Genomic DNA, 20,258 nt, shown 5'->3' with positions numbered 1-20,258 from the left:
AGCTGATTTCAAATCTGCCGTGACAGAGAAGGTAAGCCACTTCGATTCTCATCTTCTCAGGACCCCTTTCATGCCCGCTCAGCCCTTTCGCCTCACGTCTCTGGCCCGTTTGCTACTAGGCGCCAGTTTGAGTTTCAGCGTCCTGCCGATGGCCCTGGCCGACGCCAAGGTTTATCACATCGCGCCCTCGTCGCTGGAAAACGCCCTGAACCAGTTCGGTCGTGAAGCCGGGGTATTGATCTCCTTCAGTTCCGCAGCCGCCAGCGGCATTCAGAGCAAGGGCCTGGAAGGCACCTACGACCCAGAGCAAGGCTTGCAAGCCTTGCTCGAAGGCACCGGCCTGCAAGCGCGCACCGAAGGCCAAGGGGCGTATAGCCTGCAACCGGCAAGCACCTCGACAGCGCCAACAAGCATTGAGCTGGGCACTTCCAGCGTGGTCGGCGACTGGCTGGGCGATGCGGCGCAAACCAACGTATTTGAACACCCCGGCGCGCGAGACGTGATCCGCCGCGAAGACTTCGAACGCCAGGGCGCGACCAGTGCCCGTGAAGTGCTCAACCGCATCCCCGGCGTGAATGCCCCGGAAAACAACGGCACCGGCAGCCACGATATGGCGCTCAACTTCGGCATTCGCGGGCTTAACCCGCGGCTGGCGGCCCGCTCCACCGTGATGATGGACGGCATTCCGGTACCCTTCGCCCCTTACGGCCAGCCACAGTTGTCGTTTGCTCCCATCAGCATGGGCAATATGGACGCGGTAGACGTCGTGCGCGGTGGCGGTGCCGTGCGTTATGGCCCGCAAAACGTGGGCGGTATCGTCAACTTCGTAACCCGCGCCATTCCTGACGAGCCCACCGTAAAACTCGGTATGCAGACCGAGACCAGCCCGTCATCTTCCCAGGACGGCTTCAAGAAAACCGCCAACCTGCTGGCAGGCGGCACCGCCGACAATGGCCTGGGCGGCGCCCTGCTGTACTCCGGCGTGCGCGGCGGCGACTGGCGCGAGCACAGCGACACACGCATCGACGACTTGATCCTCAAGGGTAACTACCAGATCGACGAAGCCAACAGTCTGCACGCCATGGCCCAGTACTACGATGGTCAAGCCGATATGCCCGGCGGCCTGAGCACTGCGGCTTACAAGGCCGACCCATACCAGTCGACCCGCCCGAACGACAAGTTCTGGGGCCGTCGCACCCTGGTCAACTTCGGTTATCGCTACCAGGAAGATCGCCGCGAATTCACGGTCAACAGCTTCTTCACCAAAACCCTGCGTAGCGGTTATCTGGACCAGGGCAGCTTCCTCTCGCTGTCACCCCGTGAATACTGGGTGCGCGGCATCGAAACCCGCATTGCCCAAGGCTTTGACCTGGGCAACAGCAGCCACGAAGTGGGCGCGGGCTATCGCTATATCAACGAAGCTGGCCATGAACTGCGCTACCGCACCCCGATTGCGGCCAACGAGCTGCCCACCAGCAACAGCCGCAATGACCGCGACACCCGTGGCGCCACCGAAGCCCATGCGTTCTTTATCGATGACAAAATCGATATCGGCAAATGGACCTTCACCCCCGGCATTCGCTACGAGATGATCGAACAGCAGCAAACCAACCTGCTGACCAACGTCAAATACAAGGGCGACTACAACACCCCGCTGCCAGCTCTGAACGTGATGTACCACGTCACCGACAGCTGGAATCTTTACGCCAACACCGAAGGTTCTTTCGGCAGCGTGCAGTACAGCCAGATGCCCAACCGCGTCAGCGGTGGCGAAGTAAAACCTGAGAAAGCGCGCACCTGGGAACTCGGCACACGCTACGACAATGGCAACCTGCGCGCGGAGATAGGCGCATTTTTGATCAATTTCAACAACCAGTACGACAGCAACCAGACCACCGATACAGTGATCGCCCGGGGCAAGACCCGGCATCAGGGCATCGAGGCCAGCGTCAACTACGCGCTTGATGGCCTGAGCCCGGTACTGGCCGGTTTCGACGTATACGCCAGCTACGCCTATGTTGACGCAACCATCCGCGAAGATGGGCCGAACAAGGGCAATCGTGTGCCGTTCTCCTCGAAAAACAAGGGCAGCATCGGCGTCGGTTATACCGAAGGCCCATGGAAAGCCAACCTGGACAGCACCTTCCAGAGCAACCAGTTCGCCGATAATGCCAACACCCGCGCCGAAAGCGCTGACGGCAGCACCGGCCTGATCCCCGGCTACATGGTGTTCAACAGCCGCGTGGGCTATGACTTCGGTCATCAACTGTCCGACCTGAACGTGGCCGTCGGGGTCAAAAACATCCTCAATCACGAGTACTACACCCGCTCGTTTGACGACAACAACAAGGGCAAATACGTGGGCGAGCCACGCACGCTCTACGTGCAGACCTCTGTCGCATTTTGATTCAAATCGACCAAAGCCCGCACACGCGGGCTTTTCCTACAGACAAAGAATGACGCCGGTCACGACTTGCGAGACTTCCTGAAAATAGTGCTTGAAATATTTGCTCATCGGCCCAAACACTGTAACTGAGCGATGACGTTGAACCTTTGAACATACGAGGCCGTCAGACCTCACACGAGCACGCTTATATAAGGGAAGAACTATGCTTACTCACGTCTTTTCCGATAAACACATCGACAGTGACAAACGCACCCAGGATTGGGTAACTGCAACTGTCGAGGTAACGCTCGAACGCCATTTGGAAGATCTGACCCGAGTCGAGGTCCATCTCAGTGATGAAAATGGTGGCAAGTCCGGTCCCAAGGACAAACGTTGCAAAATGGAGGCTCGACCTAAAGGACACCAGCCGATTCTTGTATCCCACGACGCTGACTCACTGACCCAGGCTGTGGAGGGTGCCGCTCAAAAGCTGGAGCACGCTCTGGAACACCTGTTCGGCAAGCTGCGTGGCAAACGTACAGTGACCCTCGCCCCGGAAGGGTTTGAGGCAAAAGAGCCAAAGCAGAGCGCTGACGCCCTGCTGGAAGAAGAGTTTTTAGAGAAAGAAAAAGAACTCGAACTCAATAGCTGATACCGCGTCCAGGACGCATAAAAAAGGCGGGCTTACTTCGGTAAGCCCGCCTTTTTTTGTGAGAGGCGCTTACAGCTCGCCCTTCTCCACTTCCGGATGCTCACCGGAGCCGGCACCGGTCTTGCGATGGGGGTTCTCGATCTTCACCGACGGGAACTGCGACGACGCATAACGCACCACCAGAATGGCAAACGCCAGCAACAGAATCGCCCCGGTCAGGTACACCACCCCCATGTCTGGCGGGTTGTGATGGGACACGTTGGAAATCAGCAAACGGGTCAGCGCCGTGATCGCCACGTAAATCAGGAAACGCACGGGCATATGGTTGGTCTTGAAGTAAATCCCGACCATGGCCCCCAGTTCGAGGTAGATAAACAGCAGCAGGATGTCATCGATAGAAATATTGCCCTTCTCCACCATCCCCAGAAACTCCATCACCGCCGCCCAGGCAGTGACCGCGCCAATGGCAAACAGCGCCAGGTAATGGAAGGTTTCGACGAACAGATTGCCCATCGATTCGGCCAGTTCATGAACCTGGCGACGTAGCTTCTCAGCTTTGTTAACTCTCACGATGCAGCTCCTTGAATCGACTCGAACGGATCATCCGCGATGCATATGACGCTTTTACATGCAGAAAAAAGGCCATGTGCAAGCGCAAGTGACTTCACCTGTGGGAGCGGGCTTGCTCGCGATGGGGGCTGCGCGGTCTAACAAACAGGTACACCGCGTCGCTGCTATCGCGAGCAAGCCCGCTCCCACAGGTGAGATCCAACATAAGATGACTGCGGGCAGCTATTAGACACGCCCGCCCCCGCCACGCACACCAATTACGGCTAGAGTGAAAAAGCCGCTATTCAAATCCCGGTGATTGGCTTATCCTTTTCGCTGTATATAAATACAGTAATCGCAAGATAATTTACGTGAAGGCATATGAGGTGGTAAATGGCCGTCGAAGTGGTATACCGCAGCAGCCGAGATCTGGAGCGTTTGTTCATGGATAAAGCCGAAGCTGACCGTCATGACAAAATGCTGGAGCTGGCCGAGTTGCTGGCAGAAGTATTGCAAAAGGCCGTGCCGTCGCTGAGCGAGCAGCAGGTCGAAGAAGCCGGTATCTACATGGCGAAAAATCGCGATGTATTTGCCAAGGCCTTCAAGAGCCAGCCGGACGCCCTGTCCGAGTTGCTGGTCGACAGCGAGTAATCGCACCCGGTCCTCGCTTGACTCTCCCCTACGGGGCAGCCTCTAACCTCAAAGGCCCTCTTTCAGGTTGGCGTCACGATGAGCAAGCGAGTACTGGTGATTCTCGGTCACCCCGGCACAAACAGTTTCTGTAGCGCACTGGCAGAAAGCTATATAGCAGCAGCCAGGGATGCCAGCCACGATGTGCGCGTCATGCGCCTGGGCGCCCTGCACTTTGACCCGGTGCTGCGCGAAGGCTACCAGCAGGTCCAGGCACTGGAGCCTGATTTGCTTCAGGCACAGGCCAATATCCTCTGGGCCGAGCATCTGGTACTGGTCTACCCGATCTGGTGGGGCGGAATCCCCGCAGTGCTCAAAGGCTTTTTCGACCGCATCCTGCTGCCCGGTTTTGCCTTTCAATACCGCAAGGGCAAGGCCTTCCCCGACAAGCTGCTCAAAGGCCGCAGCGCACACCTGCTGGTGACCATGGACACTCCGCCGTGGTACTACAAATGGGTATACCGCATGCCGGGGCTGCATCAAATACGTAAAAACACCCTGGCGTTTTGTGGCATAAAACCCACCGCCACCCTGACGTTTGGCCCGATCCTCGACGCCACGTCACCCCAAAGAAACGCCTGGCTTCAAGAGGCACGCAAGCTCGCCAATGAATAACCCGGCGGGCGGCGCTTAAAAGGACTTTTCATGTACATCGGCAAAGCCGCCCAGTTGTCGGGCACCACCGTCAAAAGCATTCGCCATTACGAAGATATCGGCCTGTTGCCGCGGCCCCAGCGCCGTGGCGCCTATCGCATCTACAGCGAGCAAAGCGTCGAATTGCTGGTATTTATCAAGTGCGCACAGCAGCTGGGTTTCAAGCTCAAGGAAATGCAGGCCATTCTTGATCTGCATCGCGGCCAGACACTGCCCTGGGAGGTGGTGAGCAACGCCATCGCCCGCAAAAAACATGCTGTGGCAAGCCAGATCGAAGCATTACAGCAGGTGCATGCGGGGCTGGTTGAGTTTGAGTCGCGCTATGCCATGGGTGGCCCGGGGCTGGATTTGGCCTGTGCTTAATCCTTGGGATAGAGCAATTGATGCGCCAGCTCATCCGAGACTCTTGCCGGCGAGCGCTTTTCGGCCTGAGCGTGGGCATAGATGCCGGTCAGGCGCTGGCTGATTTGCAGCAACTGCTGGTTGATGGCCTCGGGCGCTGCATCCTCATGGGTCAAGGCCATATAGATCAGGCCGCCGGAATTGATGACGTAATCGGGGGCATACAAAATACCCCGTCGTTCGAGTTGATCCGCCACTTGCAGATTGGTCAGCTGGTTATTCGCACACCCGGCCACAGCCGAGCAACGCAGTTGGGCCACGCTGTGCCAGTTCAACACCCCGCCCAGACCGCACGGAGCAAGAATATCGCACGGCGTACTGAGCAAGGCTTCGCAGGCAATCGGATGGGCGCCCAGTTGCTCCATGGCCAGGCGCACTTTGCCAGGGTCGGTATCGCAGACCAACAACTCGGCGCCCGCTGCATGCAGTTGCTCTGCCAGCGCGTAACCCACTTTGCCCAGGCCCTGAACTGCAACGCGCAAGCCTTCGAGATTGTCACTGCCCAAACGCGAGGACGCGGTGCTGCGGATACCGGCAAATACGCCCATGGCCGTATGAGGTGAAGGATCGCCAGCAGCGGTGGTGCTGGTGACATGCCGGGTGTGCTGGGCAATGCAGTCCATATCGGCAGTTGATGTGCCGCTGTCGATTGCAGTGATATAGCGCCCGTCCAGTTGGTCGACACAGCGGCCGAAGGCTTCAAACAACGCGGCACGGCTATCGACATGAGCCGCCCGCACAACCACTGCTTGCCCCCCTCCCACAGCCAGCCCGGCCAGCGCCGCTTTGTAGCTCATGTCCTGAGCCAGACGGACAGCATCGCCCACAGCACTTTCGTCGTTGGGATAGGCCAGATAACGACAGCCCCCCAGCGCTGGACCCAGGCGAGTGTTATGAATGGCAATCACGGCTTTAAGGCCTGTAACGGGGTCTACACTGAGGTGCAGCGACTCAAGCTGAGCGCTTTGCATGAGAGCAAACATCATCAGGCCCTCGAACGATTATGGGGGTACTGGCCAGTATAGGCGGCGCCAGAAAACTCGTTGAAGTGCGCAGGAATAAGCCTGTGGCCTTTTCAAGGTTTCGGACATAACTGGGCGGAATAAGGACTTGTGGGAGCGGGCTTGCTCGCGATGCGGGCGATATGGTCTTTCAGGAAAACCGCGTTGCTACCATCGCAGGCAAGCCAGCTCCCACAGGTTTTGTGTCACATACAAAACCTGTGCATCCGGGAGTTGGTCAGGCAGGTGTATCAGGCTGATTGGCCGGATGCGCCTTGATAAACGCCGGATGTGTTTCTGCCAGTGCCGCTACCCGGGCAATGCGCGGGTACTGCGTCAGCGCCACGTTGAAGCGCTGTGCGGCATACAACTGCGGGATCAAGTACACATCAGCCAACCCTGGCTGCGGCCCGAAACAGTAACCCTCGTTACCGATCAACTGTTCAATGGCGGCCAGCCCTTGACTGATCCAGTGACCGATCCACTGCACCACTTGCTCTTCGCCCTGCCCCAACTGACGCAGTTGATTGAGCACACTGACGTTGTGCAGCGGGTGGATATCACACGCCACCAAGGCCGCCACCGCGCGCTCATGAGCACGGGTGGTGAGGTCTGCGGACAGCAGCGCCACCTGCGGATAACGCTCTTCGAGATACTCGATAATTGCCGGCGACTGCGTCAGTACGCTGCCTTCATCGGCGCGCAAGGCTGGCACACGGCCCTGCGGATTGATTGCCAAATACGCTGGCTGACGGTGCTCACCACCTGGCGGCGCGATCAGATTGACCGGTACTGCCTGATAATCCAGCCCCTTCAACGCCAGCGCGATACGCACCCGATATGACGAAGTTGAGCGGTAATAGGTAAAGAGTTCCATGTCCCGCTCCTTTTAACGTGCAGCGACAACCTTGCCCCGGCACTCGCCGAAACCGATGGAGGCATGACCTTCACGGGTGCAGCGGGCACGCAGGATGATTTCGTCGCCATCTTCCAGGAACTTGCGCACTTCGCCCGAAGCCAACTCGATCGGGTGTTTACCGCCCTCGGTGATTTCCAGCAGGCTGCCCAGTTGCGAGCGATCCGGGCCGGACAAGGTGCCCGAACCGAACAGATCACCGGACTGCAGCTGGCAACCGTTGACGCTGTGGTGGGTGACCAACTGTGCAGCGGTCCAGTACATGTTCAGGGTGTTGCTCAAGCCCAGGCGATGGGCCGGCAGATTCTGCTCGCGCATCGACTCGGTCAGCAGCAGCACTTCAAGCTCGATATCCAGCGCGCCATTGGCCTGATCCCTGGCATCCAGCAGATATGCCAGCGGCTGCGGATCACCTTCCGGACGGGCCGGTTGCGCACGGCGGAAAGGCTCCAGCGCTTCAGCGGTCACCACCCACGGCGAGATGCTGGTAATAAAGCTCTTGGACAGAAACGGCCCTAGCGGCTGGTATTCCCAGGCCTGGATATCCCGCGCCGACCAGTCGTTGAGCAGGCAGAAACCGGCAATATGCTCGCCCGCCTGGCTGACCGCGATCGCGTCGCCCAGGTCATTGCCCTGGCCAATCCAGATGCCCAGTTCCAGCTCGTAGTCCAGGCGTGCGCATGGACCAAAGGTCGGCTCGGTCTGACCGGCAGGCAGGGTTTGCCCTTTAGGACGACGGACTTCGGCACCGGATGCGCGAATGGTCGAGGCGCGGCCGTGGTAACCAATCGGCACATATTTATAGTTGGGCAATAGCGGGTTATCGGGGCGGAACAGTTTGCCAACGTTTTTCGCGTGCTCGATGCCGACATAAAAGTCGGTGTAATCACCGATTTTGGCGGGCAGATGCAATTGGCAATCCGCCGCCAGCGGCAGCAGTTTTGCGCCCTGGGCTTCAATCTTGCCGCGCAGGGGGCTGCCTTCGCCCAACAGCTCCAGCAAACGCTCGCGCAGGGCAACCCGGGCGCTACGCCCCAGAGCAAAAAAGGCATTCAACGCGCCGCCCAACGAGGCCTCTACCGCCACCTTGGCCTGACCTTCAAACAGCCCGGCCGCCAGCCCGGCTTCCAGATCGAAAATTGCATCGCCAATGGCAACCCCACTGCGCGGGGCCGAGCCACCCATGCTGAAGATGCCCAACGGCAAGTTCTGCAATGGAAAGTCGCTGTGGCCGTTGGCAGAGCTGATCCAGCTACGGGCAAAAGTGGTCTGGGTCATGGGTTATCTCCGATTCGGGGTGAAGGTCACGGGCAGCGTGGCCCAGCAAGCGTCGTAATGGGTTTGCAGTTGCGCGCACTCCAGGGCGAACCGGCTTGGGCGCAACACCTGGCTGGTCTCGAACATAAAGGCCATGGTGTTGTCGATCTTGCTCGGTTGCAGCTCGGCGGCAATCGCTTTGGTACAAGTTTCGCCGTCGGGGCCGTGGGCACTCATGCAGCTGTGCAACGACGCACCACCGGGCAGGAAACCTTCGGCCTTGGCATCGTAGCTGCCCTGGATCAGGCCCATGAATTCGTTCATCAGATTGCGGTGGAACCAAGGTGGCCTGAAGGTATTTTCGGCCACCATCCAGCGCGGCGGGAAGATCACAAAGTCGAGGTTGGCCAGGCCCGGCACGCTGGTCGGCGAGGTCAGGACGGTGAAGATGGATGGATCGGGATGATCGAAGCTGACCGTGCCGATGGTGTTGAAACGGCGCAGGTCATATTTGTACGGCACGTTATTACCATGCCAGGCGACCACGTTCAGCGGCGAATGATCCAGCTCGCAGCCCCACAGCTCACCGAGGAACTTTTGCACCAGCGGCGTGCTTTGGCGCGAGTCTTCGTAATGGGCGACCGGGGTCAGAAAATCACGGGGGTTGGCCAGGCCATTGCTGCCAATCGGCCCCAGGTCGGGCAGGCGCAGTGGCGCACCATGGTTCTCGGCGACATAACCGCGCGCCTGGGCGTCGAGCAGCTCAACGCGAAACTTGAGGCCACGGGGGATCACCGCGATTTCCAGTGGCTCCAGATCCAGACGCCCCAGCTCGGTACAAATGCGCAAGCGGCCCAGTTCTGGCACCAGCAATAGCTCACCGTCGGCATTGAAAAAGACCCGCTGCATCGAGGTATTGGCGCGGTAATGGTAAATGCTGATGCCCGAGGGTTTTTCCGACCCGCTATTGGCCACCATACCTACCAGGCCATCGATAAAGTCCGTAGCTTCCTCTGGAACAGGCAACGGGTTCCAGCGCAGGCGATTAGGCGTCACCGACCCCAGCGCGCCACCGGCCAATTGCCGCTCAAGCTTGACGAACGCAGGGTGGCTGGCGGACGGCTGGATACGGTACATCCAGGTACGCCGCGCCTCGCTGCGCACCATGGTGAACGCGGTGCCGGAGAACAATTCGGCGTACAGGCCGTAGGGAGCTTTTTGCGGGGAGTTCTGACCGACCGGCAGGGCGCCGGGCAATGCTTCGCTGCTGAATTCGTTGCCAAACCCGGATTGATAGCCAAGGTCGAGGTTCATGGAGCCTCCAGAGTGGAGAAGGCAGTTGACTGCGCGCTGCTGAAAACAGGCTGCGTGTCGCTGCGTTATTTTTATCGTAATTCAATTACGCATAACGTAATTTGATTGGTATTAAGCGTCAAGCTATAAAGACGCCCATTCGTCCCGAGATCTAAGCGCCACCATGGAAAAGCCCCGCAGCAGCAACGACAGTGCCGGCAAGCAAAAAGTGCGCTCCGCCGAAGTCGGCACCGACATCCTCAAAGCGTTGGCCGAACTGTCCCCCTCGACCTCGCTGTCGCGCCTGGCCGAGCATGTGCAGATGCCCGCCAGCAAGGTGCATCGCTATTTACAGGCACTGATTGCCAGCGGCTTTGCCGAGCAGAATATCGCCACCAACCATTACGGCCTGGGGCGCGAAGCCTTGCGTGTGGGCCTGGCCGCGCTCAACAGCATGGATGTGCTTAAGGTCGCCAGCCTGCCATTGGCCGAGTTGCGTGATGACTTGAATGAAACCTGCTTTTTGGCCGTATGGGGCAATCAGGGCGCGACCGTAGTGCATATCGAACCGGCGGTGCGGGCGATCACCGTAGTCACCCAGTTGGGCTCGGTTTTGCCGCTGCTCAGTTCATCCACGGGGCTGGTGTTCAACGCCTTTTTGCCGGATCGCGAAACCTCCGACTTGCGCGAACTGGAATTGAAAACCGATCTGGTTCATCCCCTGGAAAAACCCGAGGCCTATACCCGACTCTGTGAGCAGATCCGCCTGCGCGGCCTGCATTTTGTACATGGTTTGCTGATGCCCGGCGTCGATGCCCTGTCGGCCCCGGTGTTCAATGCCACGGGCAAGGTGGCCGGTGTGATTACCGTGGTTGGCCCGACATCGCTGTTTCACGCCGATGAAAACGGGCCAGCGGCCAAACGCTTGCTGGCCGCCAGCCAGGCCATCAGCTGGCGGATGGGCTACCAGCCGGGTTGAAGGCCCATAGCATCAGACCATCCATTTGTATTTGGCCTCATCGAGCAGGTCTCTCATCATCTGTTCGATGCGCTCAATCGGCAGGTGATGAATACGATGAACTTCCTGGAACGTGCTGCCCTTGGAAAACACCCCGGTCTCCCAGTCGTTGTGCGACTGGACGATGCCCCACTCCAGTGTATCCATGCCCAGGCCCAGCAGGTCCTGACTGTAGATCACGGTCATATCGACGATATTGTTGACCGTATTGAGATAAATATTTTCACAGTCCGTGGCGAGGTGCAGCAGTTGCTCATTGAGAAATCCGCGCACCCGCTCAACCACTGCCGGGCTGGGTTTAAGGGTGAATTGATCGGTATCCAATACGCCTTTATCCATAGTGCTCATGATGTACTCCTGTTAGTGCTCCCGGCCTGTGCAGCGTCTTGCTGCGACAAAAACTGCCGGGAGAAATCATGTGAAAGCACATTCAACACATGCCGTGTCAGGGGCGTGCACTACATAGTTATCGAGTCTGTAAGCCCTTGAGCCACAGCCACTTTTTCGCACAACAACTGTTGCCGAAGTTGTAACAGAGATTGTCACAAAGCGGACTTACTCCGCTGCGAGCCAGACCTTATTCTTGTCGAACTTTCCAGTACGGACACACGTCCAACGCATCGAGTCGCATCGACTCTGCTTATCGATTTACCCTGACGTTGATTTGTAGCTCCTTGATGAACGTCTTCCTTGGCCGCTGTTTTACAGCGGCCTTTTTTATGCTTTCAAAAACCCCTGTTTTTCCTGTGGGAGCGGGCTTGCTCGCGATGCAATCGACGCGGCCTTTCAGGCAACCGAGGTGATGCCATCGCAGGCAAGCCAGCTCCCAGAAAAGCAAGGGATGCATTTTTATGGTTAAAACACCATCGCCAGCAATGGCGCCGCAAACAGGTTGAGGATGCCGGTCAATACCATCACCAGCCCCGCCACCGATCCTTCTTCGCTGCCCACTTCCCGTGCACGGCTAACCCCTGCGCCATGAGCGCCGATACCAAACAGCGCACCCCGCGCCAGGCTGCTGCGCAGTGGCAGCCACTTGAGCAGGATGCCGCCCAGCAAGGCGCCAAATACGCCGGTAAACATCACAAACACCGCGGTAAGTTCAGGCACCCCGCCCAGGTCCTGTGCCAGCGGCATGGCAAATGGCGTAGTGATCGAGCGCGGCACCAGGGACATGGTCAAGGCAGTATCCAGGGACAGCGCCCGGGCCAACCAGAACGAACTGGCGATGGACACCGTACTGCCCGCCAGCATCCCCAGCAGCAACGCCACCCAGTGCCGGGCCAGCAATCTGCGCTGCTGCCAGATTGGCACGGCGAAGGCCACCGTGACCGGCCCCAACACCAGCATCAGCCAATGGGTGTTACTGGAGTATTCGGCATAGGCGGTGTGCAGTGGCACGGCAACGGCCAGGAGCAAGGCCGGCACCAGAATCAGCGGCGACAACAGGTAGCGCCCGGTGCGCTGGTACAGCCAGCGGCTAAAGCCATAGGTCAGCAGGGTGAACAACAGCCAGAACATAGGCATCAGCTCAAACTTCATGACGCACTCTCCAGCGACATACGGCCTCGACGGTAAACGCCGTGACCACCATCACCAACAAGGTACTGAGGCCTATCACCAGCAGGATGCGCCAGCCTTCATCACGCACGATCACGCCGTAGTCAAGCAGGCTCATCAGCGCGGGAATAAAGAACAACAGCATCTCGGCCATCAATACACCGGCGCCCAACTGCAGGGTCGCTGGCTTGACCCAGCCCAGGGCAAACGCCAGCAACAGCAGCGCCATACCCACAACTCCACCCGGTATCGGCAAGTGCCACCAGGCCGCCAACTGGCAACCGAGAAAGTACAAAGCCAGCAACACGGCCAGTTCACTGACCAGTCTGCCCAAGCGTTTTACATCAAAGCGTTTCATGATTTTTCCATTCCAGACAGGCCTTCAGTTTAAAGAGCCTGCTACCATCCCGAAAACGAATTGTCAGACTTACAGCCATTCCAAAATGGAATCACGAACATGGAATTCAAACACCTGCGCACCTTTGTTGAAGTCGCACGCCTGGGCGGTTTTACCCAGGCCGCACAAGGCCTGCACATCAGCCAGTCGGCGGTGAGCAAACAGGTGGCACAGCTTGAGCACAGCCTCGGCACGCCCCTGTTCGACCGGTTGGGTTCACAAGTCAGGCTGACGGCTGCCGGCAATGTGGTGCTGCAACGGGCCGAGGGCATACTGCGCATGCACCGGGAGTTGCTGATTGAGCTGGACGATTTGAGCGATATGACCCGTGGTGAGCTACGGGTGGGCTTGCCGTTGCTGGGCAGCAACACGATGTTCGCCGGGCTGATTGCCGAATACCGACGGCGCTATCCAAATATCCAGGTGCACTTGCTGGAAGAAGGCAGCCGCAATATTGAACGGGCGGTGTTGAGCGGTGAGCTGGAACTGGGCGGCAGCCTGACTCCGAAAAACCCCACCTTCGGCTATCAGCCGTTTTGCGACGAGCCGCTGGACGTGATGATCCCCGCCGATCACCCACTGGCAGAAGGCCCCAGTGTGCGTCTGGAGCAACTGGCCGATACGCCATTTTTGCTCTATCAGCATAGTTTTATGCTCAACGACCGCGTGCTCAAGGCCTGCCAGCAGGCGGGCTTCACCCCAAGGGAAGGCGGACGCAGTGGCCAGACGGACTTTCTGGTGGCGCTGGTGGCCGCAGGCCAGGGCGTAGTGTTGCTGCCCAGCGTGGTGGCCCGCGCACTGGTACACCCCGGCGTAATGCGGGTAAAGCTGGTGGCGCCGGATTATCTGCGCTGGGATATCGCGTTTATCTGGCGCGACGGCGCGTATTTGTCACGGGCAGCTCAAGCCTGGCTGGAGCTGCTGCGTGAGCGCCCGGTTATTGCTGCAGCGCTGTGACCAGCTCGCCAATCCACGGCTCGGAGTCTTCTTCCGGAGTGACCGTGACACTGGAATCCAGGCGTAACATAGGCAGCACTTCACGCACGCCAAGCTCGGCAAACAGCTCGCGCATTTGCTCGCCGCCGCCACAGAAAGTGTCGCCGTAACTCTCGTCACCCAGGGCGATTACTGCTCCCGGCAGTCCACGCCAGGCGGCTGGCAACTGGTCACGAATGGCGCTGTACAGTGGTACCAGGTTATCCGGCAACTCACCCATGCCGGTGGTTGAGGTCACGGCCAAAAGAGCCTCAGGGCCAAATGCCTGGATATCGGCCAGGGTGGCGCGAGTATTGAGCAAAACCTCAAAACCGGCATCGGTCAGCAGTTGTTTCGCATTGCGGGCGACTTCTTCAGCGGTGCCGTACACCGAGCCGGAAAGGATGGCGACTTTCATCAATCTGATCCTGTAACTGACTAAAAGCCTGGGATATTAACAGGTCTGGCAGCGATGCCTTACCATGCGCCAATCAGCATGCCTCTGTGGAGTACAACTCAATGATCAACGCCCGTTTGCTACAACGCATGGTGGACGCCTCCCAGGACGGCATTGTGGTTGCCGAACAAGAGGGCGAAGACAACATCCTGATTTATGTAAACGAGGCATTTGAAGCCCTCACTGGCTACAACCGCGACGATATCCTGTACCAGGACTGCCGCTTTTTGCAGGCTGGCGACCGTGACCAGCGCGGCCTGCAGTTGATCCGCGAAGCGATTGCCAGCGCAAAACCGACCCGCCAGGTACTGCGCAACTACCGCAAGGACGGTAGCCACTTCTGGAATGAGCTGTCTATCACCCCGGTATTTAACGAGAACGACAAACTGACGTACTTTATTGGCGTGCAAAAAGACGTCACCCAACAGGTCAAGGCCGAGCAGCGGGTAGCCCAGCTCGAAGCCCAACTGGCCGCGGTACAGGCTGAACTGCAGGCACTCAAGGCGACGAGCGGATTAAACAAAACGTAGAAATCGCGGTCTGATAGTCGCTGTGACGATTTTTCAGACAAATATTTTTGAGCCTCACCATGTCTCACGATGCCCTTTTGACTCAGGACGAACTGGACTTCATCCAAACGATGCACCAAAACCCGCTGCTGAATCTGCGGGAAGCGTCGTCCAGCCTGATGGTTAATGGCGTATCGCAAATACGGGATCTGCTTACCCGGCTGGCCGCCCACGAGCAAGTCACGATCCTGGCGCAATTCGATAACCAGCAAATGAGTTTTCCGCTGCGCCTGGTTGAAGACGAATTCCATGCCCAGCATCTGCAACTGGGCACGCCGAGCATCTTCGAAGACGGTCCCAAAGCTCGCCCATGGCGCCTGACGCTGCCTGAGCCGGTGCCCCTGGAAAATGTCAGGGGCAAGGCCGGTCATCTGTGGATAACCGAACTATCGTTCAAAGGTGTGCTGGTTGAAATGCGGCACGAGAGCCAGCCACCCCGCCAGTTTTCGCAGTGGTTCAGCCCCGGCGGAGATGAGCGGATTGCCCTGCGTGGCACCCTGGAACGCAAGACCGAAACGGGTTTTTACGCCTACCGGCTAAGCCAGCGCGACAAGGGCGAAACCGAGCGGCTGCGCCAGTACATCCTGCAACAACACCGCCTGGCGCATCCGCGCCTGCACGTATGATCAGCTGTCCAGGGTTGCCTTGAGATCCGCGGCCAGGCGTTGATTCATCAAGCGCGCCGCACTCCCCAGGCAAGCGATGGATGAGCCCGCCAGTGCCTCTTGAGCCACCTCAGATGCATCTCCCGCCAGCGATACCGAACAATTCAAGGTCTGCGCCAGCCGTATCAGCCTGCGCTGGTGTGCCGTGCTCAACGCATGGTTGGCAAACAGGACTACGGCCTGAGGTTCGAGCTTCTCGCAAACCAGTGACAACTCTTCCAATGGCTGACCGATGGCCAACACCCTGACTACGCGATCATTGCGGCTCAACAACAAGCCCGCCACCAGCAACTCCAGCTCGCGACACAACTCGGGCATCGCCACCACCAGCACGCACTGGCGGGCATCTGCGGCCTGTAATTGCAGACGATGCTGCACCCGCCCGCGCAAAAAACCGTCCAGCAGCAGCCATTCGCTGGTGCGCCCAAAAACATCCTGAGTTTTCAACAATTGCTGCCACAGCGGCAGGAAAATCCCCTGAAACACCACTTCGACCGGATAGCTGGAAAAAACCTGCCCGTACAGACGCTCCAGCTCAGGCTCGTTGAAGGCCGTGAGCGCGGCGCCGATACGGGTTTGCCATTCGCCGTATTCAGTAGAGGCGGTTTGCGCATCCTCGGGCGTGCTGCTCGCGAGCATCTGCGCAACTTTGCTGACTGAGACTCCACGCTCAAGCCAGGCCATGACCTGACGAATTGTTCCAATATCGGTCACAGAGTAGAGGCGATGCCCGCTTTCGGTGCGTTTTGGCTCGATCAAACCATAGCGCCGCTCCCAGGCGCGCAGGGTTACCGGGTTGATGCCTGTCAGCCTGGCCACTTCCCGGATCGGGTAAAGGCCTTCGGCATCAGGGCCTTCAGCAGCTTGAGTAATGGGCTCAACGTCAGTAATCACAGGCATTGGGATGGGAAGACCAAAAGGGTATTCCGGGATTCTACGCCTCATATCAGTACTGTGGGAGCGGGCTTGCTCGCGATGCGGGCGACTCAGCGTGTCTGACAAACCTGAGTGATGCCATCGCGAGCAAGCCGGCTCCCACAGAATCCCTGCCAGCATTACGGAACAGTTTTTGCTTGTTTTTGCGCACCCAGCCCACCACCCCGGCGCTGTGTTTTGTGCCTGCCCTACCCGGGCAGCATCAGCCTTATGGAGATACACAATGTCTACCTCCCCTGTCACATTGATGGTTGCACGCCGTGTCGCCAAAGGCCGCTACCAGGAGCTGATCGCCTGGCTGCATGAAGGCGAACAACTGGCCACTGACTTTTCCGGTTATCTGGGCTCCGGCGTATTGGCCCCGCCCCCGGGCGACGACGAATTTCAAATTATTTTCCGCTTTGCCGACGAAGCCACCCTGCACGCCTGGGAGCATTCGGTCTCGCGCAAGGCCTGGTTGTTGCGCGGCAGCGACCTGTTCGCCAACCCTTCCGAGCATCGTGTCAGCGGCATCGATGGCTGGTTTGGCGCAAGCGGCCAACGGCCGCCGCGCTGGAAGCAGGCAGTGGCCATCTGGCTGGCCTTCTTCCCCGTCTCATTACTGTTCAACTTTGTCTGCGCCCCCTTGCTCGGCGAATTGAGCATGGCGCCTCGGGTACTGGTCAGCACCCTGGCGCTGACACCGCTGATGGTTTATCTGTTTATCCCGCTGTCTACCCACCTGCTGGCCAGTTGGCTGCACAGCACGCCAGCCAACCCAATACGCAGCACCATCGCGACACCGCGCAACTAAACTCGGGCTTGGGCGTTATGTCGCGCACGCTGGTATAGTTTTGCCATTGCGCCGCGACAGTTTCCGGCTTACTGCACCGAGTCCGTCATGCCCACATCTTCTGCCCCGATCCTGATCACTGGTGCCGGCCAACGCATTGGCCTGCACTGTGCCCAGCAATTGCTGGCAGACGGTTACCCGGTGATTTTCACCTATCGCAGCGAAAGACCGGGTGTACAGACCCTTCGCGATCTGGGCGCTGTCGCCTTGTTTGCCGACTTCTCGACCGAAGCCGGCATTCTCGACTTTATCCAGCGCCTTAAAGCGCACACCGACCGTTTGCGGGCGATTGTGCACAACGCCTCGGCCTGGCTGGCAGAAACTGCGGAAAATGAAACCGACGCATTTACCCAGATGTTCAGCGTGCACATGCTCGCGCCCTACCTGATCAACCTGCATGGCAGCGAGCTGCTGGAGCGCTCAAGCCCGGCCGATATTGTGCATATCAGCGATGATGTGACACGCAAGGGCAGCAGCAAGCACATTGCCTATTGCGCCACCAAAGCCGGGCTCGACAGCCTGACCCTGTCATTCGCGGCTAAACTGGCGCCACAAATCAAAGTCAACGGTATCGCCCCGGCCATGCTGTTGTTCAACCCCGACGACGATGCGGCGTACCGCAGCAAAGCGCTGGCCAAATCCGTGCTGGGCATCGAGCCCGGTGCCGAGGTGATCTACCAGAGCCTGCGTTATCTGCTCGACAACCCCCATGTGACCGGCACTACCCTGACCGTCAATGGCGGCCGGCATCTCAAATAAGCCGTCCCGCGAGGAAGTATTTTCATGAGCGCATTACTGCCCGGGCATTACCGCGAAATCCTCATCGGTCTTGGCGAAGACCCTGAGCGCGAAGGCTTGCTCGACACCCCCAAACGCGCTGCCAAGGCCATGCAATACCTGTGTCATGGCTACGAGCAGAGCCTGGACGATATCGTCAACGGCGCCCTGTTCGCCTCTGACAGCGACGAAATGGTGATTGTGGCCAATATCGAGCTGTACTCACTCTGCGAGCACCATTTGCTGCCGTTTATCGGCAAGGCCCATGTGGCCTATATCCCGACCGGCAAAGTGCTGGGGCTGTCGAAGATCGCCCGTATCGTCGACATGTTCGCCCGACGCCTGCAAATCCAGGAAAACCTCACCCGGGAAATCGCCGACGCCATCGAGAGCGTTACCCAGGCCGCCGGCGTGGCCGTGGTGATTGAAGCCCAGCACATGTGCATGATGATGCGCGGTGTAGAAAAACAGAATTCGACCATGAACACCTCGGTCATGCTCGGCGCCTTTCGCGAATCGAGCACCCGCATGGAGTTCTTGCAACTGATTGGACGGAGCAAGCCGTAATGCCACAACTTCAGCCAGGAATGGCCCGTATTCGCGTCAAGGACCTGTGCCTGCGCACCTATATCGGTATCAATGAGGAAGAGATCCTCAACAAGCAGGATGTGCTGATCAACCTCACCATCCTCTACGCAGCGCAGCAAGCAGTGCGTGATAACGATATCGACCACGCGCTGAACTACCGCACCATCACCAAGGCGGTTATCCAGCATGTCGAAGAAAACCGCTTCGCCTTGCTCGAACGCCTGACCCAGGAACTGCTGGACCTGGTAATGGCCAACGAAGCAGTACTGTATGCCGAAGTCGAAGTCGACAAGCCGCACGCACTGCGCTTTGCCGAATCGGTATCGATCACCCTGGCAGCGAGCCGTCAGGCTGCAATCTCTTAATATCGGTGAAACCCATGACACCTCAAGAACAGCTGGAACTCGAAGCCGCCGCCTTTCGCCGCCTTGTCGCCCACCTGGACAGCCGCAAGGACGTGCAAAACATCGACCTGATGAACCTCTCGGGCTTTTGCCGCAACTGCCTGTCCAAGTGGTACAAGGCCGCGGCTGACGAGCGCCAGATCGACATCAGCCTCGATGACGCCCGTGAAGTGGTGTACGGCATGCCGTATGCCGAATGGAAAGCCCAATACCAGAACGAAGCCAGCGCCGACCAGGCGGCGGCGTTTGCCCAAGGAAAAAAGCATGACTGATTTGAACAACCTGCGCGCCAGCCTCAACAGCGGCGAACACGTTTTTGCCGACACCCTGGCTTTTATTGCAGCGCACTACGATTACCAGCCGCAGGCTTTCAACAACGGCGGCGTGGAAAACGCAGCCGGGCAGAACGAAGGTTCGTGCAAGACCCTGGGCCTGGCGTTACTGGAAGGTTTGATCGATCAAGAGGCCCTGCTGGCGTTTGGCGAGCATTACCGTTCGGTACTGGCCACGCCTGAAGGCACTGACCACAGCAATATCCGTGCGCTGATTGCCCACGGCCTGGCCGGGGTCAAGTTCGAAGCCCAGCCGCTGAAGCGCAAGGCGTAACCCACAACCTGCAAGGCTCGAGTCTTGTGGGCAGCACAAAACCTGTGGGAGCTGGCTTGCCTGCGATGGCATCACCGCGGTTTGCCTGCCACACCGCGCCGCCTGCATCGCGGGCAAGCCCGCTCCCACAATAATCCCTGCAAGCATCAAATTTTGCGTGCGACACAATTCTTGTGGGAGCTGGCTTGCCTGCGATGGCATCACCGCGGTTTGCCTGCCATACCGCGCTGCCTGCATCGCGGGCAAGCCCGCTCCCACAATAATCCCTGCAAGCATCAAATTTTGCGTGCGACACAATTCTTGTGGGAGCTGGCTTGCTTGCGATGGCAGCAACGCGGTTTGCCTGCCATACCGCGCTGCCTGTATCGCGGGCAAGCCCGCTCCCACAATAATCCCTGCAAGCATCAAATTTGCGTGCGACACAATTCTTGTGTGAGCTGGCTTGCCTGCGATGGCATCACTGCGGTTTGCCTGCCACATCGCGCCGCCTGCATCGCGAGCAAGCCCGCTCCCACAATAATCCCTGCAAGCATCAAATTTGCGTGCGACACAATTCTTGTGGGAGCTGGCTTGCCTGCGATGGCAGCAACGCGGTTTGCCTGCCATACCGCGCTGCCTGTATCGCGGGCAAGCCCGCTCCCACAATAATCCCTGCAAGCATCAAATTTGCGTGC

The 20,258-nt window shown here is 58.7% G+C and carries 25 protein-coding genes and 1 pseudogene; 15 read left to right on the top strand and 11 right to left on the bottom strand.

What is annotated here, in order from left to right; all coding sequences use genetic code 11:
- Positions 1–70: 70 nt before the first annotated feature.
- Together fecA and ACZRMH_RS06045 are read left to right on the top strand one after the other, a co-directional pair.
- Entirely contained in the window at positions 71–2,407 is a 2,337-nt protein-coding gene (gene fecA, locus ACZRMH_RS06050) for a TonB-dependent Fe(3+) dicitrate receptor FecA (RefSeq protein ID WP_464012626.1), read from the top strand.
- Positions 2,408–2,609: 202 nt separating this feature from the next.
- Positions 2,610–3,038 (top strand): HPF/RaiA family ribosome-associated protein, encoded by a 429-nt coding sequence (locus ACZRMH_RS06045; RefSeq protein WP_464012625.1) that lies wholly within the window; start codon positions 2,610–2,612, stop codon positions 3,036–3,038.
- A 69-nt stretch (positions 3,039–3,107) separates the two neighbouring features.
- Here ACZRMH_RS06045 and ACZRMH_RS06040 read toward each other — a convergent pair whose 3' ends face one another.
- Entirely contained in the window at positions 3,108–3,608 is a 501-nt protein-coding gene (locus ACZRMH_RS06040; protein WP_261739577.1) for a phosphate-starvation-inducible protein PsiE, read from the bottom strand.
- A gap of 372 nt (positions 3,609–3,980) precedes the next feature.
- Here ACZRMH_RS06040 and ACZRMH_RS06035 point away from each other — a divergent pair, with 372 nt between their 5' ends.
- The 3 genes from ACZRMH_RS06035 (at position 3,981) to ACZRMH_RS06025 (ending at position 5,294) form a co-directional block, all read left to right on the top strand.
- Positions 3,981–4,238 (top strand): YebG family protein, encoded by a 258-nt coding sequence (locus ACZRMH_RS06035; protein ID WP_019410845.1) that lies wholly within the window; start codon positions 3,981–3,983, stop codon positions 4,236–4,238.
- 78 nt (positions 4,239–4,316) lie between these two features.
- Positions 4,317–4,892, top strand: a complete 576-nt coding sequence (locus ACZRMH_RS06030) for an NAD(P)H-dependent oxidoreductase (RefSeq protein ID WP_464012624.1) — start codon at positions 4,317–4,319, stop codon at positions 4,890–4,892.
- A gap of 30 nt (positions 4,893–4,922) precedes the next feature.
- Positions 4,923–5,294: a MerR family transcriptional regulator gene (locus ACZRMH_RS06025; protein ID WP_464012623.1), complete on the top strand. Its 372-nt coding sequence runs from the start codon at positions 4,923–4,925 to the stop codon at positions 5,292–5,294.
- On the opposite strand, the gene ACZRMH_RS06020 is transcribed toward ACZRMH_RS06025, so the two are convergent.
- The 4 genes from ACZRMH_RS06020 to hmgA all read right to left on the bottom strand — a co-directional run bounded on the left by ACZRMH_RS06020 (position 5,291) and on the right by hmgA (position 9,821).
- A complete protein-coding gene (locus ACZRMH_RS06020) occupies positions 5,291–6,316 on the bottom strand; it encodes a Leu/Phe/Val dehydrogenase (RefSeq protein ID WP_464012794.1) in 1,026 nt (341 codons plus the stop codon). The genes ACZRMH_RS06025 and ACZRMH_RS06020 overlap by 4 nt on opposite strands.
- 256 nt (positions 6,317–6,572) lie before the next feature.
- On the bottom strand, positions 6,573–7,211 hold the full coding sequence (maiA, locus tag ACZRMH_RS06015; RefSeq protein WP_464012622.1) for a maleylacetoacetate isomerase: 639 nt from the start codon (positions 7,209–7,211) through the stop codon (positions 6,573–6,575).
- A 12-nt stretch (positions 7,212–7,223) separates the two neighbouring features.
- Complete coding sequence (gene fahA, locus ACZRMH_RS06010; protein ID WP_464012621.1) at positions 7,224–8,528, bottom strand: fumarylacetoacetase; 1,305 nt, start codon at positions 8,526–8,528, stop codon at positions 7,224–7,226.
- Between the two features lie 3 nt (positions 8,529–8,531).
- Positions 8,532–9,821: a homogentisate 1,2-dioxygenase gene (hmgA, locus tag ACZRMH_RS06005; protein ID WP_464012620.1), complete on the bottom strand. Its 1,290-nt coding sequence runs from the start codon at positions 9,819–9,821 to the stop codon at positions 8,532–8,534.
- A 163-nt stretch (positions 9,822–9,984) separates the two neighbouring features.
- Here hmgA and ACZRMH_RS06000 point away from each other — a divergent pair, with 163 nt between their 5' ends.
- Entirely contained in the window at positions 9,985–10,779 is a 795-nt protein-coding gene (locus ACZRMH_RS06000) for an IclR family transcriptional regulator (RefSeq protein WP_464012619.1), read from the top strand.
- Positions 10,780–10,791: 12 nt separating this feature from the next.
- On the opposite strand, the gene ACZRMH_RS05995 is transcribed toward ACZRMH_RS06000, so the two are convergent.
- The 3 genes from ACZRMH_RS05995 to ACZRMH_RS05985 form a co-directional block, all read right to left on the bottom strand.
- A complete protein-coding gene (locus ACZRMH_RS05995; RefSeq protein WP_464012618.1) occupies positions 10,792–11,166 on the bottom strand; it encodes a hypothetical protein in 375 nt (124 codons plus the stop codon).
- A 507-nt stretch (positions 11,167–11,673) separates the two neighbouring features.
- Positions 11,674–12,360 (bottom strand): LrgB family protein, encoded by a 687-nt coding sequence (locus ACZRMH_RS05990; RefSeq protein ID WP_464012617.1) that lies wholly within the window; start codon positions 12,358–12,360, stop codon positions 11,674–11,676.
- Positions 12,350–12,736 carry a CidA/LrgA family protein gene (locus ACZRMH_RS05985; protein WP_464012616.1) on the bottom strand — a complete coding sequence of 129 codons (387 nt, stop codon included), beginning with the start codon at positions 12,734–12,736 and terminating at the stop codon, positions 12,350–12,352. The genes ACZRMH_RS05990 and ACZRMH_RS05985 overlap by 11 nt, the downstream gene beginning before the upstream one ends.
- Before the next feature lie 99 nt (positions 12,737–12,835).
- On the opposite strand from ACZRMH_RS05985, the gene ACZRMH_RS05980 reads away from it, so the two are divergent.
- The gene (locus ACZRMH_RS05980; RefSeq protein WP_464012615.1) at positions 12,836–13,732 is read left to right on the top strand and encodes a LysR family transcriptional regulator; all 897 of its coding nucleotides are present in this window, start codon (positions 12,836–12,838) and stop codon (positions 13,730–13,732) included.
- Here the strand turns inward: ACZRMH_RS05980 and ACZRMH_RS05975 are convergent.
- The gene (locus ACZRMH_RS05975; protein WP_464012614.1) at positions 13,713–14,168 is read right to left on the bottom strand and encodes a flavodoxin; all 456 of its coding nucleotides are present in this window, start codon (positions 14,166–14,168) and stop codon (positions 13,713–13,715) included. The two genes, ACZRMH_RS05980 and ACZRMH_RS05975, sit on opposite strands and share 20 nt — an antisense overlap.
- Before the next feature lie 101 nt (positions 14,169–14,269).
- Between ACZRMH_RS05975 and ACZRMH_RS05970 the strand changes: the two genes are divergently transcribed.
- Both ACZRMH_RS05970 and ACZRMH_RS05965 read left to right on the top strand, forming a co-directional pair.
- On the top strand, positions 14,270–14,737 hold the full coding sequence (locus ACZRMH_RS05970) for a PAS domain-containing protein (protein WP_464012613.1): 468 nt from the start codon (positions 14,270–14,272) through the stop codon (positions 14,735–14,737).
- Between the two features lie 59 nt (positions 14,738–14,796).
- Positions 14,797–15,402, top strand: a complete 606-nt coding sequence (locus ACZRMH_RS05965; RefSeq protein ID WP_464012612.1) for a hypothetical protein — start codon at positions 14,797–14,799, stop codon at positions 15,400–15,402.
- Here ACZRMH_RS05965 and ACZRMH_RS05960 read toward each other — a convergent pair whose 3' ends face one another.
- Complete coding sequence (locus ACZRMH_RS05960; protein ID WP_464012611.1) at positions 15,403–16,341, bottom strand: MerR family transcriptional regulator; 939 nt, start codon at positions 16,339–16,341, stop codon at positions 15,403–15,405.
- Between the two features lie 259 nt (positions 16,342–16,600).
- On the opposite strand from ACZRMH_RS05960, the gene ACZRMH_RS05955 reads away from it, so the two are divergent.
- The 6 genes from ACZRMH_RS05955 to ACZRMH_RS05930 all read left to right on the top strand — a co-directional run bounded on the left by ACZRMH_RS05955 (position 16,601) and on the right by ACZRMH_RS05930 (position 19,584).
- Positions 16,601–17,170 (top strand): antibiotic biosynthesis monooxygenase, encoded by a 570-nt coding sequence (locus tag ACZRMH_RS05955; protein ID WP_464012610.1) that lies wholly within the window; start codon positions 16,601–16,603, stop codon positions 17,168–17,170.
- Positions 17,171–17,257: 87 nt separating this feature from the next.
- The gene (gene folM, locus ACZRMH_RS05950; protein ID WP_464012609.1) at positions 17,258–17,968 is read left to right on the top strand and encodes a dihydromonapterin reductase; all 711 of its coding nucleotides are present in this window, start codon (positions 17,258–17,260) and stop codon (positions 17,966–17,968) included.
- Between the two features lie 24 nt (positions 17,969–17,992).
- Positions 17,993–18,553 carry a GTP cyclohydrolase I FolE gene (gene folE / locus ACZRMH_RS05945; RefSeq protein ID WP_464012608.1) on the top strand — a complete coding sequence of 187 codons (561 nt, stop codon included), beginning with the start codon at positions 17,993–17,995 and terminating at the stop codon, positions 18,551–18,553.
- Positions 18,553–18,939: a dihydroneopterin triphosphate 2'-epimerase gene (gene folX / locus ACZRMH_RS05940; RefSeq protein ID WP_464012607.1), complete on the top strand. Its 387-nt coding sequence runs from the start codon at positions 18,553–18,555 to the stop codon at positions 18,937–18,939. The genes folE and folX overlap by 1 nt, the downstream gene beginning before the upstream one ends.
- Before the next feature lie 14 nt (positions 18,940–18,953).
- Positions 18,954–19,250, top strand: coding sequence for a DUF1244 domain-containing protein (locus ACZRMH_RS05935; protein ID WP_464012606.1), 297 nt, complete (start codon positions 18,954–18,956; stop codon positions 19,248–19,250).
- Positions 19,243–19,584, top strand: a complete 342-nt coding sequence (locus ACZRMH_RS05930) for a HopJ type III effector protein (protein ID WP_464012605.1) — start codon at positions 19,243–19,245, stop codon at positions 19,582–19,584. Before ACZRMH_RS05935 ends, ACZRMH_RS05930 begins: the two co-directional genes overlap by 8 nt.
- Before the next feature lie 404 nt (positions 19,585–19,988).
- Here the strand turns inward: ACZRMH_RS05930 and ACZRMH_RS05925 are convergent.
- Positions 19,989–20,258 (bottom strand): annotated as a pseudogene (locus tag ACZRMH_RS05925) (hypothetical protein); the annotation flags it as partial.

This window comes from Pseudomonas sp. B414 (genome assembly GCF_055408445.1).
Note: the sequence above shows the minus strand (reverse complement) of the source record. Positions and strands in the feature narration are given on the sequence as shown.